Here is a 14,689-nt window from a genome sequence, read left to right as displayed (position 1 = left end):
ATGTCCACCACGGCCTCCAGGCTTGAGGCCCGCCCGAAGGTGAAGGTGCAGAGGACCGGCAAGCCTGGCTACAACCAGCGCCTGTTGGCCCTGCTCCACCTCACCCCCGGGATGGCGGGCTTCTTCATCTTCATCGTCGTGCCGCTGATCGCCTCGCTGGTGATCAGCCTCTACAACTGGCCTCTGTACGGCGAGCGCGAGTTCGTCGGCGTCCAGAACTATGTCCAGTTGCTTTCAGGCGCGGATCCCGTGTTCTTCACGGTGCTGCGCAACACGGCGATCTTCGCGATCGGCTACACCGTCGCGAACCTGATCATCTGCACCGCCATCGCGGTGTGGTTGCACTCGCTGCCAGAGTGGGGCGGCTTCTTCCGCATCCTGTTCTTCATCCCCGTCGTGACCCCGATGGTGGCCAACGCCCTCATCTGGCGGCTCATGCTGCAGGACAACGGCCTGGTCAACACCCTGCTCGCAGGCGTCGGCATCCAGGGCCCGTCCTGGCTGGGCGACGGCAGCTGGGCGCTCATCTCGCTGATCATGATGTCGCTGTGGCAGGGCATCGGCTACAACATCGTCGTGCTCGCCGCCGGCCTCAACAACATCAACCCGTCGGTGATGGAGGCCGCCAAGATCGAAGGCACCACCGCGTGGAGCCGCTTCTGGCGGGTCACGGTCCCCATGCTGTCGCCGTCGCTGTTCTTTGCGTCTATCATGACGGTCATCGGCGGCTTCAAGGTGTTCACGCAGCCGTACATGCTGACCAGGGGAGGTCCGGGCGACTCTACCAACACCATCGTGCTGTACCTCTACCGGGCCGGTTTCTCCTATGACCGGCTGGGGTTCGCGTCGTCGATGGCGTGGGTCCTGTTCGTGATCATCATGATCTTCACCGCCCTGCAATTCATCGGCCAGAAGAAGTGGGTGAGCTACGATGCCTGACACCGCAACCACACTGGATTCCAACTATGTGGATCCCCAGGCCAAGGCCAGCGCCAAGCGCGTGCGGCCCGGTAAGATCATCAGCAAGATCCTGCTCGCCCTGTTCGGGTTCGTGTTCTTCATCCCGTTCCTGTGGATGTTCATCAACTCGCTCAAGCCCAGCCAGGAAGTGCTGCTGGGCGGCGCGGATCTGGTGGGCTCCGAGGTGCGCTGGAGCAACTACGCCGACGTCTTCACCGCCATCCCGTTCGCCCGGATCCTGCTCAACACGTTCTTCATCGCCGGCATGGGTGCACTCATCGCGGTGACGGTCTCGGTGCTCAGCGCCTACGCCTTCGCCCGCCTCGAGTTCCCCGGCCGTCAGAAGCTGCGATCGAGCTGGCCGATCAGATCCTCGACGCCGTCATCAAGACCGGCGCCACCGATGTGGCCGCGGCCAACGCCGCTGAGCTGTCCTCGGGGTGCGGCCAGAACGTCACCACGATGAGGGGGTGGTCGACGTCGCGCGTCGCCTCCGCCAGCACACGTTGGTGGCCGGTGTGCGCCGTGTTCATCGCCACGCTGATGCTGCCCATCGAGGTGCTGGTCATCCCGCTGTTCATCGGCGCCAACGAGCTGAACGCGGTCAACACGTACTCGATGGTGATCCTGCCCTTCGCGTTCGGCGCGTTCGGCACGTTCCTGCTGCGCCAGTTCCTGCTGTAGCTGCCGCCGGATTACGAAGAGGCCGCCCGCATCGACGGCGCCAACCAGTTCAAGCTGCTGGTGCACGTGATCGTGCCGCTCCTACGTGGCCCCATCGCCATCGTGGCAGCGTTCGCGTTCATCGACTACTGGAACGCGTTCCTGTGGCCGCTGATCATCATCACCGACCCGGCGAAGGCGCCGCTGCAGCTGGGTCTGTCCATGTTCTCAGGCGAGCGCGGCACGGATTGGGGCCCGCTGATGGCGGCCTGTTCCGTGGCCGTGGCGTTCAGCCTGATCATCGTCATCCTGATGCAGCGCCAGCTGTCTCGGGGCATGAATATCGGAGGTTTCGGTGGCCGTTGACCAACAGCGCTGGGAGGCGCTCAATGCACGTGAGGTGCCGGAGTGGTTCCGGCAGGCGAAGCTCGGCTTCTTCATCCTCTGGGGGCCGTACTCGGTACCTGCCTGGGCCGAGCCGACGGCGGAGCTCGGCACCGTCGAATCCGCTACCGAGTGGTACACCCACAACCCCTACTCGGAGTGGTACTACAACACCATCCGGCTGGAGGGGAGCCAGGCGTGGCAGCACCAGCAGGATGTCTATGGCGGCCGGCCCTATGACGACTTCATCGACGAGTGGAAGGCCGAGAAGTTCGACGCCTCCGCCCTCGTCGGCGAACTCGCCGCAGCCGGTGCGGACTACCCGGTGCTCACCACCAAGCACCACGACGGCGTCTGCCTCTGGGATGCGCCCGGTACCGAGCGCAACACGGTGGCGCGCGGCCCGAAGCAGGATCTCGTCGGCGCCTACGCCGATGCCTGCCCGCGAGCACGGCGTCAAGTTCGGCACCTACTATTCCGGCGGCCTGGACTGGCACGAGCGGCCGTTCCCGCCCATCGGTGAGGCCGACACCTGGTCCTGGGACGGGCTGCGGCCCCTCGACGCGGAGTACGCCGAGTACGCCGCCGAGCACGTGCGTGACCTGGTGCGCCGCTACCAGCCGGACGTGCTGTGGAACGACATCGAATGGCCCGACGCCGGCAAGAACTTCAAGGACTACGGCATCGGCACCGTCTTCGAGGAGTTCTACGAGGCCAACCCCGACGGCGTCGTCAACGACCGCTGGCAGGTGCCGCACGCCGATTACGTGACCAGCGAATACCAGCACATGCTGGACAACGAGGACGCCACCATGTGGGAGAACTGCCGCGGCGTCGGCCTCTCCTTCGCCTACAACCGGGAGGAGGACCTCTCGCACGCGCTGGCCGGGCCGGAAGCGATCCGCCACCTGGTCGACGTCGTCACGCGGGGTGGCCGCCTCCTGTTCGGTGTGGGCCCCATGGCCGACGGCCGGCTGCCCGAGTGGCAGTCTGAGATCGTCGCGTCGCTGGGGAAGTGGATGGGGCCGGCAGGTCAGTACCTGCAGGTGGCGCCGTCGGCCCGCACGCTGGATCTCGGCGACGACGTCTGGGTGCGGCTCGGTACCGCCGAGGATGGCTCGACACTGGCGTTCATCGACGCTGACGTCCCCGTCGAGATCGACGGCGAACTGCTCACCCCAGACTGGGGTGCTCTCACTGACGGCACGCTGACCCTCGCGCCTGAACGCCCTGGCGCGGCGGTGGTGCGCCTCGGCTAACAGCCCTGGAAGGCGTCGAAGAGGGTCACCCGACGGGTTGGGCGGCCCTCTTCGACGAATCCAGCACGCGCAGCAACGGCGCGTAATGCTGGTCCACGGCCTTGCGGTAGCCCTCCAGATCCCCGGCTACAGCCGCGTCGAGCATCGCGCGGTGAGCCTGGACCGTCTCGGCCATGTCGCGCGGCGTGGGGATGCCCAGACGGGGCGCGATCAGCGTGTGCGCGTCCCAGAATGCAGCCACCAGTTGGGCGTACAACTCGTTGCTCAGCAGCTCGGCCAGGTTCAGGTGGAACAGCCGGTCCTCCGCTCCAAACGACTCCCCGGCGTCATTCTTCTGCGTCATCTCGTCACACAGCGCACCCAACTCGGGGGAGCCCTGGTCCTTCATCCGCTCGACGATGCCCGGCGCCAGCGAGTGATCCAGGCCCATCCGTACCTCAACGATCTGGCGTAGCGTCTCGAAATCCTCGCCCGGAAGCACCACACCCTTGAACGCCAGCCCTTCGACGAGCGGGCGCAGTGACATCTGGCCCACGAACATGCCGGTGCCGTGCCGCACCTCCACGATGTCAAGGGTGACGAGCGTGCGGATCGCCTCGCGCAAATTGGAGCGCGATACGCCCAGCGCCTCGATCAGTTGCACCTCGGTGGGCATCGGGTCGCCTGGCTTGAGCTTCTCGCGCAGGATGTGTTCCTTCACCGCCTCGATCGTCTGGCGGAGGCGCTGGGGTTCGTGGCTGTTGATCGCCATCTACCTTTCCTAACGGTTTGGACACAGATGTTGAGCGTCGACGAGTCTATCTGGGAGTATCGTGCAATACTGTTTCACGTCAGACATCGGATGTCCGATAACTAGGAGAGTTTTCATGACGAACCCCATGGGCGCACCCACCACGCGCCGTAACCTGTTCAAGCTCGCAGGCTCCTTCGGTGCGGCTGCCGCGCTCGCGGGCTCCATGGCTGCCTGCAGCCCGGCCGAGACACAGCCGGATCCGGCCATTGGCGCCACCACGCCCTCCGGCACGGGGACCACTGCGGACGCGACCACCCCCGCCGCCGGCGGCGAGGCCTCCGACGGCAAGATCACCGCCGCCATCTCGTACGAGCTGGGCACCAACGGCTATGACCCCATGACCACCACCGCCGCCCTCACCCTGGCTGCGAACTGGCACACCATGGAGGGCCTCACCGAGCTGCACCCCGCCACCCGCGAGATCTTCCCCGCACTGGGCGCCGAGATGCCCACGCAGGTTGACGACACCACGTGGGAGGTCGCCCTGCGCGAAGGCGCCGTGTTCCACGACGGCACCCCGGTGACGCCCGAGGACGTCGTGTTCTCCTTCGAGCGCGTGCTCGACGAGGCCAACGCCTCCCTTTACGCCGCGTTCATCCCGTTCATCGACTCGGTCGTCGCCAAGGACGACACGACGGTGACCATCAACACCAAGTACCCCTTCTCGCTGGTGCCCGAGCGCCTCGCCGTCGTCAAGATCGTCCCCAAGGCCCTGGTTGAGGCTGACGCCTCCGCCTACGATCTGAACCCCGTCGGCACCGGCCCCTACAAGCTCACCGACAACGGTGCCAGCTCGCAGGTGGTCATGTTCGAGCGCTTCGACGACTACACCGGCCAGTACCCGGCCCGCGCCGCCGAGATGGAATGGCAGATCATCCCCGATGACTCCACCCGCACCAACGCGCTGAGCTCGGATTCCGTCCAGGCCATCGACTCCGTGCCCGCGGCCAACCTGGCGCAGCTGGCCGAGACCAAGTCGGTCGCCGCCCAGCAGGGCTTCGGTCTGCTGTTCATGATGTTCAACTGCGGCTCCGCCCCGATGGATGATGTGCGCAACCGCCAGGCCGTCCTGTACGCCCTGGACTACGACCAGATCTGCAAGGTCGGCATGTCGGATCTCGCCGCCCCGGCCAAGGCCTTCGTGCACGAGGACCACGCCGCGTTCAAGGAGGCCTCCGTCCAGTACGCCGGCAACATGGACAAGGCTAAGGAACTCCTCGCCGAGACCGGCCTCACCAGCGTCCGCCTGCTGTCCTCGGACCACGGCTGGTTCTCTGCGGTGCGCCCGATCGTCAAGGAGTCGCTGGAGGCCGCGGGCCTGACCGTGGCCTACGAAGAGAAGCAGTCTTCGGACGTCTACGGCACCATCGACGGCGACCCGAACTCGTTCGACATCGTCATGACCCCGGGTGACCCGTCGGTCTTCGGTGACGACGCCGACCTCCTGCTGCGTTGGTGGTTCGCCGGTGACGTGTGGACCGATTCGCGCATGCATTGGAAGGGCACGGACGCCTACAACCGCGTCCAGGAGCTCCTCGACACCGCGAGCCGTGCCACCGGTGACGACCAGATGGGCGCCTGGCACGAGATCTTCGACATCATCTCCGAAGACGCGCCGCTCTACCCGCTGTTCCACCGCAAGACCCCGACCGGGTGGGATCCCGAGACGCTGCAGGACTTCCAGCCCATCGCGGTGACCGGCTTGTCGTTCGTGGGCGTCGGCAGCACCAAGTAACACCTGTTCCAAGCGCCGGGCCCTCCAGGGGCCCGGCTACAGACCGCACACCTCGCGGTCCCCTTGGTTCTGCCGGGGCCCCGAACGCTCGGGGCCCCGGGCGGAGCCATCTTTTTCACCGCAACCCTATGGGCGCTTGACCCGCCCGCAAGGAGCGACGACACGTGTCGAATCTGATCCGGCTGCTGGGTCGGCGCATCATCGCGCTGCCGATCATGGTGCTGGGCGTCACGCTGCTGGTCTTCATCGTGATGTCTCTCTCCGCCGCAGACCCCGCCCGTCTGGCGCTGGGCGAGAGCGCCACTCCGCAGGCGCTGAACAACTACCGCGAGGCTCAAGGGCTCAACGACCCCACGTATGTGCGGTTCTTCCGCTACATCAGTGGTCTCGTCCAGGGCGACCTCGGTAGCTCCTTCACCGGCGTGCCCATCTCGCAGATGGTGGCGCAGAACTTCCCCAAGACCCTCCAGCTGACCTTCATCGGCCTCGCCGTCGGCGTCACGTTGGCGGTCATTATGGGCGTGCTGGCCGCACTGTTCCGCGAGCGCTGGCCCGACCAGGTCATCCGCCTGATCTCGATCGCCGCTCTCGCGACGCCGTCGTTCTGGCTGGCGCTGCTGATGATCCAGGCGTTCAGCAACATCTCCGGAGGCCTCGGCTGGTTCCCGGCGGTGGTCAACTGGATCCCGTTCACTCAGGATCCAGCCGGCTACGTCAACATGATCTTCATGCCCGCGATCGCGATCGCCGTACCCACCATGGGGTCGCTGACCCGCGTCGTGCGTACCTCGATGGTTGAGGAACTCGACCGCGACTATGTGCGCACCGCAATCGGTGCGGGCGTCCCGAAGAGCGTCGTCATCAGCCGCAACGTGTTGCGTAACGCGCTCATCACTCCACTGACCGTGCTCGGTCTCCGCGTCGGCTACGCCATGGGTGGCGCCGTCGTCATCGAGATGATCTTCAACATCCAGGGCATGGGGCAGCTCATCTTCCAGGGCATCACCCGCAACGACATCAACATCGTGCAGGGCGTGACGATCACCGTCGCGATCGCCTTCATCGTCATCAACGTAATCGTGGACGTGCTCTACGTCATCGTCAACCCGCGGATCAGGAGCATCTGATGCTGACGCTGTCTGCCGAATCGAAAAAGAAGCTCGCCCAGCCGGGGCTGCGGTTCCAGAGGCTGCGCGCACTGCCCATCGGCTCCAAGATCTCACTGATCGTGCTGGCGCTCATGGCGCTGATGGCGATCTTCGCTCCTCTGGTGGCGCCGTATTCGCCCAACGCGTCGGGCCTGGTTCCCCAGGACATGATCGTCATGAAGGAACTGACCATCGAAGGCGTGGGCACCCAACTCATCCCCGACAGCTCCGTTCCCCCGAACTCGATGTTCTGGTTCGGCACCGACGACGCCGGCCGCGACATCCTCTCACGCGTCATCCACGGCACCCGCGTCTCCCTGTTGGTGGGCCTCGCCGCCACGGGCCTGGCCCTCGCGGTGGCCGCGGTCCTCGGCTCCATCGCAGCGACGGCCAGCAAGACCGTCTCCGAGCTCCTGATGCGCGTCCTCGACGTCATCATGAGCTTCCCCGGCATCGCCCTGGCCGCCGTGCTGGTCGTTGCTTTGTCGTCGCGGGCGCCGATCATGCCCGTGGTGATCGTGTCGATCTCGCTGATCTACGTTCCCCAGCTCACCCGAGTGGTGCGCGCCAACGTCCTCTCGCAGTTCGGTGAGGACTATGTGGCGGCAACGAAGGTTGCCGGTGCGCGCACCTGGTGGATCCTCATCAAGCACGTCGCCCGCAACTGCCTGGCACCGATCATGGTCTTCGCGACGGTGCTCGTGGCCGACGCGATCGTCTTCGAGGCGTCGCTGTCCTTCATCGGCACCGGTATCACGTCGGTCAACGCCGCCACCTGGGGCAACATCCTCTCCGAAGGCAAGGCGCTGCTGCTGTCGGGCCACTGGTGGGTGACGTTCTTCCCCGGCGTGTTCATCCTGATCACCACGCTGAGCCTCAACATCCTCTCCGAGGGCCTCACCGACGCTCTGGCGTCGCCGAAGATCAAGACCCGCGTCAACGTGCAGGCCGAAGAGGACGCCATGGCCGGCGCCTCCGTCGCCGACGGCATCGCACACGCCAACCTCACGCAGCGCGAGTCGCTGGAGGGTCGCCTGGAGGCACTGATGGCTGCCGAGTTGGCCCGCACCGACCGGCTGGTGCTCGACAACCCCGACGTGGAGCCGCTGCTGGTGGTCGAGAACCTGTCGATCTCCTTCCCCAGCGCCCACGGCGAGGTCAAGATCGTCGACGGCGTCTCGTTCACCGTCCGCCCGGGGGAGACCATGGGCCTGGTGGGCGAATCCGGTTGTGGCAAGTCGATCACCTCGATGGCGATCATGGGCCTGCTCCCCGAGACCGCGAGGATCGAGGGCTCCGTGAAGTTCGCGGGCCAGGAGCTGCTCACCATGTCGCCCAAGGAGCGCAACGCGTTGCGCGGCCACGAGATGAGCATGGTCTACCAGGATGCGCTCAGCTCGCTGAACCCGTCGATGCTGATCCGCTCGCAGATGGCGCAGCTCACCAAGCGCGGCGGCCAGCGCACCGCCGAGGAACTCCTCGAGCTGGTGGGCCTGGACCCGGACCGCACGTTGAAGTCCTACCCGCACGAACTCTCAGGCGGCCAGCGCCAGCGCGTGCTGATCGCCATGGCCTTGACCCGCAACCCGCGCCTCGTGATCGCCGACGAGCCCACCACCGCCCTCGACGTGACCGTCCAGGCCCAGGTGGTGGACCTCCTCAACGAGCTGCGCGAGAAGCTGGGCTTCGCCATGGTCTTCGTCTCGCACGACCTAGCCCTCGTGGCACAGGTGGCCCACCGGATCACGGTGATGAACGCCGGCCAGGTGGTGGAGCAGGCCGACACCCGCGAGCTGCTCAGCAACCCCATCCACGAGTACACCCGTGGCCTGCTGGGCGCCGTGCTCTCGATCGAACAGGGCGGCGGCCGCCTGCACCAGGTGCCCGGCGTCGTGCCGTCGCCGCGCGAGTTCGTCGACGGCGACCGCTTCGCCCCGCGCTCGTCGTACCCGACGGTGGGGCTGGACCAGAAACCCACGCTCAGGCCGGTGCCCGGCAAGGACCACCTGTACGCCCGCACCGATGAGCTCGAGGAGCTGTTGAAGGAGGGATCCCGATGAGCACCACCCCGGTTGTCGAACTCGAGGATGTCCACGTCATCCACAAGGCCCGCACGGGCAAGCTGTTCCGCCCGGACAGGGTGCATGCCGTCAACGGAGTGGACCTGCAGGTCAGCAAGGGTGAGACGCTCGGCCTGGTGGGAGAATCCGGCTGCGGTAAGTCCACGCTCGCCCGGGTGATGGTGGGCCTCCAGCCCGTCACCAGCGGCACCGTGCGGTACTTCGGCGACGAGATGAAGCTCAACGCCGACGGCCGCAAGAAGCTGGGCCGCGCCGTCTCCGTGGTCTTCCAGGACCCGGCCACGGCGCTCAACCCCCGCATGCAGGTGCGCGACGCGCTGCTCGACCCGTTCAAGGTGCACAACGTGGGCACCCCCGGCGAGCGCGAGAAGCGCGTCAAGGATCTCCTCGACGTGGTGGGCCTGCCGCAGTCCGCGCTGGATGTGCTGCCCCGGCAGATCTCCGGCGGCCAGCGCCAGCGCGTAGCCATCGCCCGCGCCCTCGCCCTGGAGCCGGACGTGATCATCGCGGACGAGCCGACGTCGGCTCTCGACGTCTCCGTGCGCGCCCAGGTGCTCAACCTGCTCACGGACCTGAAGGAACAGCTGGGCCTCGGCCTGGTGTTCATCAGCCACGACATCAACACCGTGCGCTTCATCTCGGACCGCATGGCGGTGATGCTGGCCGGCCAGATCGTCGAGACCGGCCCCGCCGATGCGCTGTTCGCCAACCCCCGGCACGAGTACACCCGCACGCTACTGAGCGCCGTCCCCTCCCTCCTCTAAACCCCTCCGTTTCGAAAGAAGTTCAAACATGCAGAAGCTGCTTGGCATCGTCCCTCCCGTCGTCACCCCCATGCACGACGACGGCTCCGTCGACTATGAGAGCCTCGACAAGGTGGTGGACCACCTCATCGACGGCGGTATGACCGGCCTGTTCGTGTTGGGCTCCAGCGGCCAGGTGGCCTACCTGACCGACTCCGAGCGCGACGAGGTGGTCCGCCGCACCGTCGAGCGCACCGCCGGGCGGGTCCCCGTCCTGGTCGGCACCCCGGATCTGACGGCCCGACGCATGGTGGAGGCGGCCAAGCGCGCCGTCGAACTCGGCGCCGACGCCGTCGTGGTCACCTCCCCGCTCTACGCCCTCAACGACATGGCTGAGATCGAGGAACACTTCCGCATGGTGGCCGCAGGTGTGGACGTGCCCGTCTACGCCTACAACGTCCCCGTGCGCGTACACAACTACCTCGCCGTCGACATGCTGGTGCGCCTCGGCCAGGAGGGCGTTATCGCCGGTGTGAAGGATTCCTCCGGCGACGACGTGGGCTTCCGCCGTCTGGTGGCCGCCAACGAGGCCGCCGGCTCGCCGCTGGAGCTGCTGACCGGCCACGAGATCTTGGTCGACGGCATGCTGCTGCTCGGCGCCGATGGCGCCGTGCCCGGCCTGGCCAACGTCGACCCCGCCGGCTACGCCCGCCTGTGGGAGGCCGCGGCCTCCGGCGACTGGGCCGCCGCGCGTGACGAGCAGGCACGCATCGCCAAGCTGTTCGAGATCGCCTTCGTGCCCAAGGGCAGGTCCGGCGATGCGGGCGGTATCGGTGCCTTCAAGCAGGCCATGGCCAGCCTGGGGATCATCGCCTCGGCCGCCATGCCCGCCCCGCTGCGCGCCCTCGACGAGTCCTGCAAGGCCGGCATCGACGAGATCCTGCGAGAGGTCGGCCTGCTGTCATGACCTACGCGGTGGGTGTGGACCTCGGTGGTACGAAGACAGCCGTCGCGCTGGTGGCGTCCGACGGCGCCCTCGGCGAGGTCGTGACCGCACCCACCCCGGCCGCTGAGGGCGGCGACGCCGTCCTCGACGTGGTGGCTGACCTGGTGCGCCGGGTCATGCCTGACGACGTGCTGGGGGTGGGCGTCGGCACCGCCGGAGTCGTCGACTCACGCGCCGGCTGCATCATCTCGTCGACCGACACGTTCCGCTGCTGGGTGGGCACAGATGTCGCGTCAGGGCTACGAAGTCGCCTGTCATGGGGCGATGACCGCCGTGTCTGCGTGCTCAACGACGTGGACGCCCACGCCATGGGCGAGTTCCGCTTCGGAGCGGCCCAGGGGCTGGAGTCGCTGTTCATGGTGGCCGTGGGAACCGGTGTGGGCGGCGCGCTCGTCCTCGGTGGGAAGTTGCGCACCGGCGCCCACCACGTGGCTGGTGAGATGGGCCACATGCCCGTCCCCGGGGCCAAGAAGCTGCGCTGCCCCTGCGGCCGGCCGGGACACCTCGAGGCCATCGCCGCAGGGCCAGCCATCGAGCGGCGCTACGCGTCGCTGGGGGGCGACCGGGCGTCGGGTCGCGACATCATGGAGCGCGCCGACGCCGGCTATGACGACGATGCGCGCACCGTCGTGCGGGACGCCGCCGTCGCGCTGGGTAAGGCCATCGCCGGGGTGGTGACGGTGGTGGACCCGGCCGCCGTGGTCATTGGCGGAGGAGTCGCCGATGCGGGCCCCGTCTGGTGGCAGCCGCTGCGCGACACCATCCGCAGCGAGGTGGTGCCGGTGCTGGCCGAACTGCCCGTGCTCAAAGCACAGTTGGGCTCGTCCGCCGCCCTCGTCGGAGCCGCCGCCCAGGTCTTCGCCAACGAGGAGAGATCATGAACACCACCGTTGACGCCATCAAAGGCAGGCTCGTCGTCTCCTGCCAGGCATATCCCGGGGAACCGATGCTCGACCCGAACACCATGGCGCAGGTGGCCGAATCCGCCGTCCGCGGTGGGGCCGCCGCCATCCGCGCCAAGGGACTCGACGACCTGCGCGCCATCCGCCAGCGCGTCGACGTGCCCATCATCGGCCTGGTGAAGGTGGGCGACACCGGCGTCTACATCACGCCCACGCTGCAGGACTGTCTCGACGTGGCGCGCACGGGCTGCGAGATCGTCGCCCTCGACGGCACCCGCCGCGAACGCCCCGACGAGCGCACCCTGGCTGAGACCATCGCGGACTTCAAGGCCGAGTTCCCCGAGGTGCTGATCATGGCCGATTGCGGGTCCGAGGCCGACGCCGTGGCCGCGCAGGGGGCCGGCGCCGATCTCATCGGCACCACCCTGGTGGGCTACAGCGGCGAGCGTCCCAAGACCCCCGGCGTCGACTGGGAGGCCGTGGATCAGATCCTCGCCGCCGTCGACAAGCCGGTGATCGTCGAGGGCCGCGTGCACACGCCCGAGGTCGCCGCCGAGGCGATGAAGCGTGGTGCGTGGAGCGTCGTCGTCGGCACCGCCATCACGCATCCCGCGACGATCACCGGCTGGTTCTCCGACGCCGTCGCCAACGCCTGACCTGTCTCTGAAGTCGCCCCGCTCCCTGAGCGTCGCCCCGCGAGCTTGCGAGCCAGGCGACGACGAAGGGGCCCCGCAGCGTATCGGCTACTTGAACTCAGACCAGGAGGCATCATGACGACTCTCGCACGGACGGGGGAGCCGCTCGACGGGGCGGCGTTCGACGCCCCCTGCTACCGCATCCCGGCCCTCGCGGTGACGCCGGCGGGGCGGGTCATCGCGGCATGGGACGTGCGGGCCGACTGGCGCGACCTCCCGGGCCCCTTCGACATCGTCTACCGCATCTCCGACGACAACGGCGGGACCTGGTCCGACGTGCGGGTGCTGCGCCGCCGCACGGATGCGGGCGGTTTCGGCGACGCGAGCTTCGTCGTGCGCGCCGACGGCACCCTGTTCTGTTGGTACGTCGGCTCAACGGGCCGCTCGTTCTTCACCGCGGACGCCGGCCCCGAAGGGGAGGGGCTGACGCTCTGGCGCGCCACGTCGATCGACGACGGCGACACCTGGACCCATCGCGACCTCACCGCGGACCTGAAGCCGGCCGACGTCACAGGCATGTTCGCCTCCTCGGGCCACGGCGCCACGCTTAGCTCCGGACGGCTCCTTCAGCCGATGGTGCTGCGCACGGAGGCCGGGGAGCACTACGCGGCCACCGCCTACTCGGACGACTCCGGCGCCACCTGGCAGCTTGGCGAGCGGGTGGGCCCGGACTGCGACGAGAACAAGGTGCTGGGCCTCGCAGACGGCCGCGTGTTACTGCACGCCCGCGCCAGACCCCGGCGTCGCTGGGCGCTCTCGGACGACGGCGGTGTCAGCTTCTCCGAGCCGGTGCCGCACGGCGACCTCGTGGACCCGGCCTGCAACGGCGGCCTGGCCCGCTGGGGCAGCGACGTGGTCTGCACCCTGCTCGACGACCCGCGGGAACGACGCCGGCTCGCGCTACGCGTCAGCTCCGACGACGGCGCCACCTGGGGCCACCCCATACTGCTGGACGACGGCGCGGCTGCCTATTCCGTGGCGGGAGAGCTGCCTGATGGCAGGCTCGGCGTGATCTGGGAGGCGGGCGACTACACCTCCATCGAGTTCCTGAGCCTCAGCCGCGCGGAGCTGGGGCTCGAGGGGGGAGAGGCCACGTTCGAGCCCCGCCAGAGCGCGGGTGGCAGCGCCGCCCCGCCGGAGACCGGGGCCTGAGGAGGCCATACCGGCGGGTGGGAAATTATCGCTTCATATAAGGGGGGCAGGTGTGGAATCTCCACACCTGCCCCCCCGAAAATGAAGCAATAAAAATCAGCGCACGGAGATGTGCACGTGGTCGTAGTGGTTGGCGGATGTCGAACCGCGGTTCGCCATCCCGCGCCAGCCGTCACCGGCGCGCTGCGAGGTCCAGATCTTCTGCTCGTAGATCACCTCGACGATGCCCAGGGAGCTCGCGTTGTTGCGTGCCCACTTGGCGATCTGCCAGCCATATTCGCCGCTGACCATCACGTCGATGGCGCGGCCGCTGCCGTGGTAGCTGTCGCTGTCCGGCCGGTAGCCGCCGTAGGAGCTGGCCTTCGGGAACTCTGCGCACACGGCGCGCAGGACCGTGGCGGTGCGGTCCGTGAGGTTGCGCTCCAGGCCGCCGGCCTTCTCGCATGCGGCGCCGGAGAATCCGGAGCTGCTGCTTGCACCGGCGGCGCTGCTGGCCTGCTTGCCGGCTTCCTGCGGGGCTGCCTTCGGTGCAGGCTTGGGCTCGGGCTTCGTCTCGGTCAGGAAGGTGCCCTTGATCCAGCCGGCCTTGTCCTTGAGTGAGACCTGGTGCCAGCCGTCGACAGCCCAGGACGTGATGGTGACCTCGCCGCCCTCAGCCAGTGCGGTGCGCACGTCGAACCCGGTGCCCGGGCCGGTGCGCACGTTCACCGGGGCGCTGGCGTACCGGGTGCCGGCGGCCTCGGCGAGCTTGCCGTAATCGACGGCGGGTTCCGGCGCCGGGGTGGGCTCCGGCGTCTCGACGGCGGGTGCGGCAGGCGCAGCGGTCTCAGGGGCCGACAGCGTGGGGCGCACCTGGCTCCTGCTCACCGCGAGGGGGGAGGCGTGCACGGGGGAGGCCTGGCCGCCCTCTGTGGTGCCCGGATCCGTGGGCGGGAGGAGCAACAGGCCAGCTGCCAGACCGGTCACGGACAGCGCCGCCAGGGGCGCGAGCGCCATGCGGGTCAGCCGGCCGCGGGCCGCAGCACCGCCAGCCGCGCGACGCGCAGGTGTGACGGTTCCGAGGTCCTCAAGAGTCGCGTCGTCGGATGCCGCCGCGCGCCGTGGTGCTGCCATGTGGCCGCCCCTTTCCTGAGAGAACTTAAGGTTTTCTCAGAGTAAGCGATGGCAG

The 14,689-nt window shown here is 67.9% G+C and carries 16 protein-coding genes; 14 read left to right on the top strand and 2 right to left on the bottom strand.

Features of this window, described 5'->3' with window-relative positions; translation table 11 throughout:
* Genes BN1186_RS07865 through BN1186_RS16010 form a run of 6 tightly spaced genes read left to right on the top strand, consistent with a single transcriptional unit; the run spans window position 1 to window position 3,266 of the window.
* A complete protein-coding gene (locus tag BN1186_RS07865; RefSeq protein ID WP_180349040.1) occupies window positions 1-939 on the top strand; it encodes a carbohydrate ABC transporter permease in 939 nt (312 codons plus the stop codon).
* On the top strand, window positions 932-1,426 hold the full coding sequence (locus BN1186_RS07860) for an ABC transporter permease family protein (RefSeq protein ID WP_052459940.1): 495 nt from the start codon (window positions 932-934) through the stop codon (window positions 1,424-1,426). The genes BN1186_RS07865 and BN1186_RS07860 overlap by 8 nt, the downstream gene beginning before the upstream one ends.
* Entirely contained in the window at window positions 1,423-1,644 is a 222-nt protein-coding gene (locus tag BN1186_RS15760) for a hypothetical protein (RefSeq protein WP_218975431.1), read from the top strand. The genes BN1186_RS07860 and BN1186_RS15760 overlap by 4 nt, the downstream gene beginning before the upstream one ends.
* Window positions 1,645-1,989 (top strand): carbohydrate ABC transporter permease, encoded by a 345-nt coding sequence (locus BN1186_RS15755; protein WP_218975457.1) that lies wholly within the window; start codon window positions 1,645-1,647, stop codon window positions 1,987-1,989.
* Window positions 1,979-2,530, top strand: a complete 552-nt coding sequence (locus BN1186_RS16015) for an alpha-L-fucosidase (protein ID WP_246043273.1) — start codon at window positions 1,979-1,981, stop codon at window positions 2,528-2,530. The genes BN1186_RS15755 and BN1186_RS16015 overlap by 11 nt, the downstream gene beginning before the upstream one ends.
* A complete protein-coding gene (locus BN1186_RS16010; protein ID WP_246043272.1) occupies window positions 2,442-3,266 on the top strand; it encodes an alpha-L-fucosidase in 825 nt (274 codons plus the stop codon). Before BN1186_RS16015 ends, BN1186_RS16010 begins: the two co-directional genes overlap by 89 nt.
* Window positions 3,267-3,291: 25 nt before the next feature.
* Here the strand turns inward: BN1186_RS16010 and BN1186_RS07845 are convergent, their stop codons facing one another.
* Window positions 3,292-4,017 (bottom strand): FadR/GntR family transcriptional regulator, encoded by a 726-nt coding sequence (locus BN1186_RS07845; protein WP_052459938.1) that lies wholly within the window; start codon window positions 4,015-4,017, stop codon window positions 3,292-3,294.
* A gap of 115 nt (window positions 4,018-4,132) precedes the next feature.
* On the opposite strand from BN1186_RS07845, the gene BN1186_RS07840 reads away from it, so the two are divergent.
* The 8 genes from BN1186_RS07840 to BN1186_RS07805 all read left to right on the top strand — a co-directional run bounded on the left by BN1186_RS07840 (window position 4,133) and on the right by BN1186_RS07805 (window position 13,521).
* Window positions 4,133-5,794: an ABC transporter substrate-binding protein gene (locus BN1186_RS07840; RefSeq protein WP_139650955.1), complete on the top strand. Its 1,662-nt coding sequence runs from the start codon at window positions 4,133-4,135 to the stop codon at window positions 5,792-5,794.
* A 164-nt stretch (window positions 5,795-5,958) separates the two neighbouring features.
* Entirely contained in the window at window positions 5,959-6,921 is a 963-nt protein-coding gene (locus BN1186_RS07835; RefSeq protein WP_040283534.1) for an ABC transporter permease, read from the top strand.
* Window positions 6,921-9,002: a dipeptide/oligopeptide/nickel ABC transporter permease/ATP-binding protein gene (locus tag BN1186_RS07830; protein WP_040283533.1), complete on the top strand. Its 2,082-nt coding sequence runs from the start codon at window positions 6,921-6,923 to the stop codon at window positions 9,000-9,002. Before BN1186_RS07835 ends, BN1186_RS07830 begins: the two co-directional genes overlap by 1 nt.
* Window positions 8,999-9,787: an ATP-binding cassette domain-containing protein gene (locus BN1186_RS07825; RefSeq protein WP_040283532.1), complete on the top strand. Its 789-nt coding sequence runs from the start codon at window positions 8,999-9,001 to the stop codon at window positions 9,785-9,787. The genes BN1186_RS07830 and BN1186_RS07825 overlap by 4 nt, the downstream gene beginning before the upstream one ends.
* A 28-nt stretch (window positions 9,788-9,815) precedes the next feature.
* The gene (locus tag BN1186_RS07820) at window positions 9,816-10,733 is read left to right on the top strand and encodes a dihydrodipicolinate synthase family protein (protein ID WP_040283531.1); all 918 of its coding nucleotides are present in this window, start codon (window positions 9,816-9,818) and stop codon (window positions 10,731-10,733) included.
* The gene (locus tag BN1186_RS07815) at window positions 10,730-11,653 is read left to right on the top strand and encodes an ROK family protein (RefSeq protein ID WP_040283530.1); all 924 of its coding nucleotides are present in this window, start codon (window positions 10,730-10,732) and stop codon (window positions 11,651-11,653) included. Before BN1186_RS07820 ends, BN1186_RS07815 begins: the two co-directional genes overlap by 4 nt.
* Entirely contained in the window at window positions 11,650-12,330 is a 681-nt protein-coding gene (locus BN1186_RS07810) for an N-acetylmannosamine-6-phosphate 2-epimerase (protein ID WP_040283529.1), read from the top strand. Before BN1186_RS07815 ends, BN1186_RS07810 begins: the two co-directional genes overlap by 4 nt.
* A gap of 114 nt (window positions 12,331-12,444) precedes the next feature.
* Window positions 12,445-13,521, top strand: coding sequence for a sialidase family protein (locus tag BN1186_RS07805; RefSeq protein ID WP_052459937.1), 1,077 nt, complete (start codon window positions 12,445-12,447; stop codon window positions 13,519-13,521).
* Between the two features lie 96 nt (window positions 13,522-13,617).
* Here BN1186_RS07805 and BN1186_RS07800 read toward each other — a convergent pair whose 3' ends face one another.
* The gene (locus tag BN1186_RS07800; protein WP_139650953.1) at window positions 13,618-14,634 is read right to left on the bottom strand and encodes an SH3 domain-containing protein; all 1,017 of its coding nucleotides are present in this window, start codon (window positions 14,632-14,634) and stop codon (window positions 13,618-13,620) included.
* Window positions 14,635-14,689: the final 55 nt, after the last annotated feature.

The sequence above is a fragment of the Tessaracoccus massiliensis genome, assembly GCF_000826065.2.
GTDB lineage: Bacteria > Actinomycetota > Actinomycetes > Propionibacteriales > Propionibacteriaceae > Arachnia > Arachnia massiliensis_A.
This window is presented reverse-complemented; position numbering and strand designations above follow the sequence as displayed.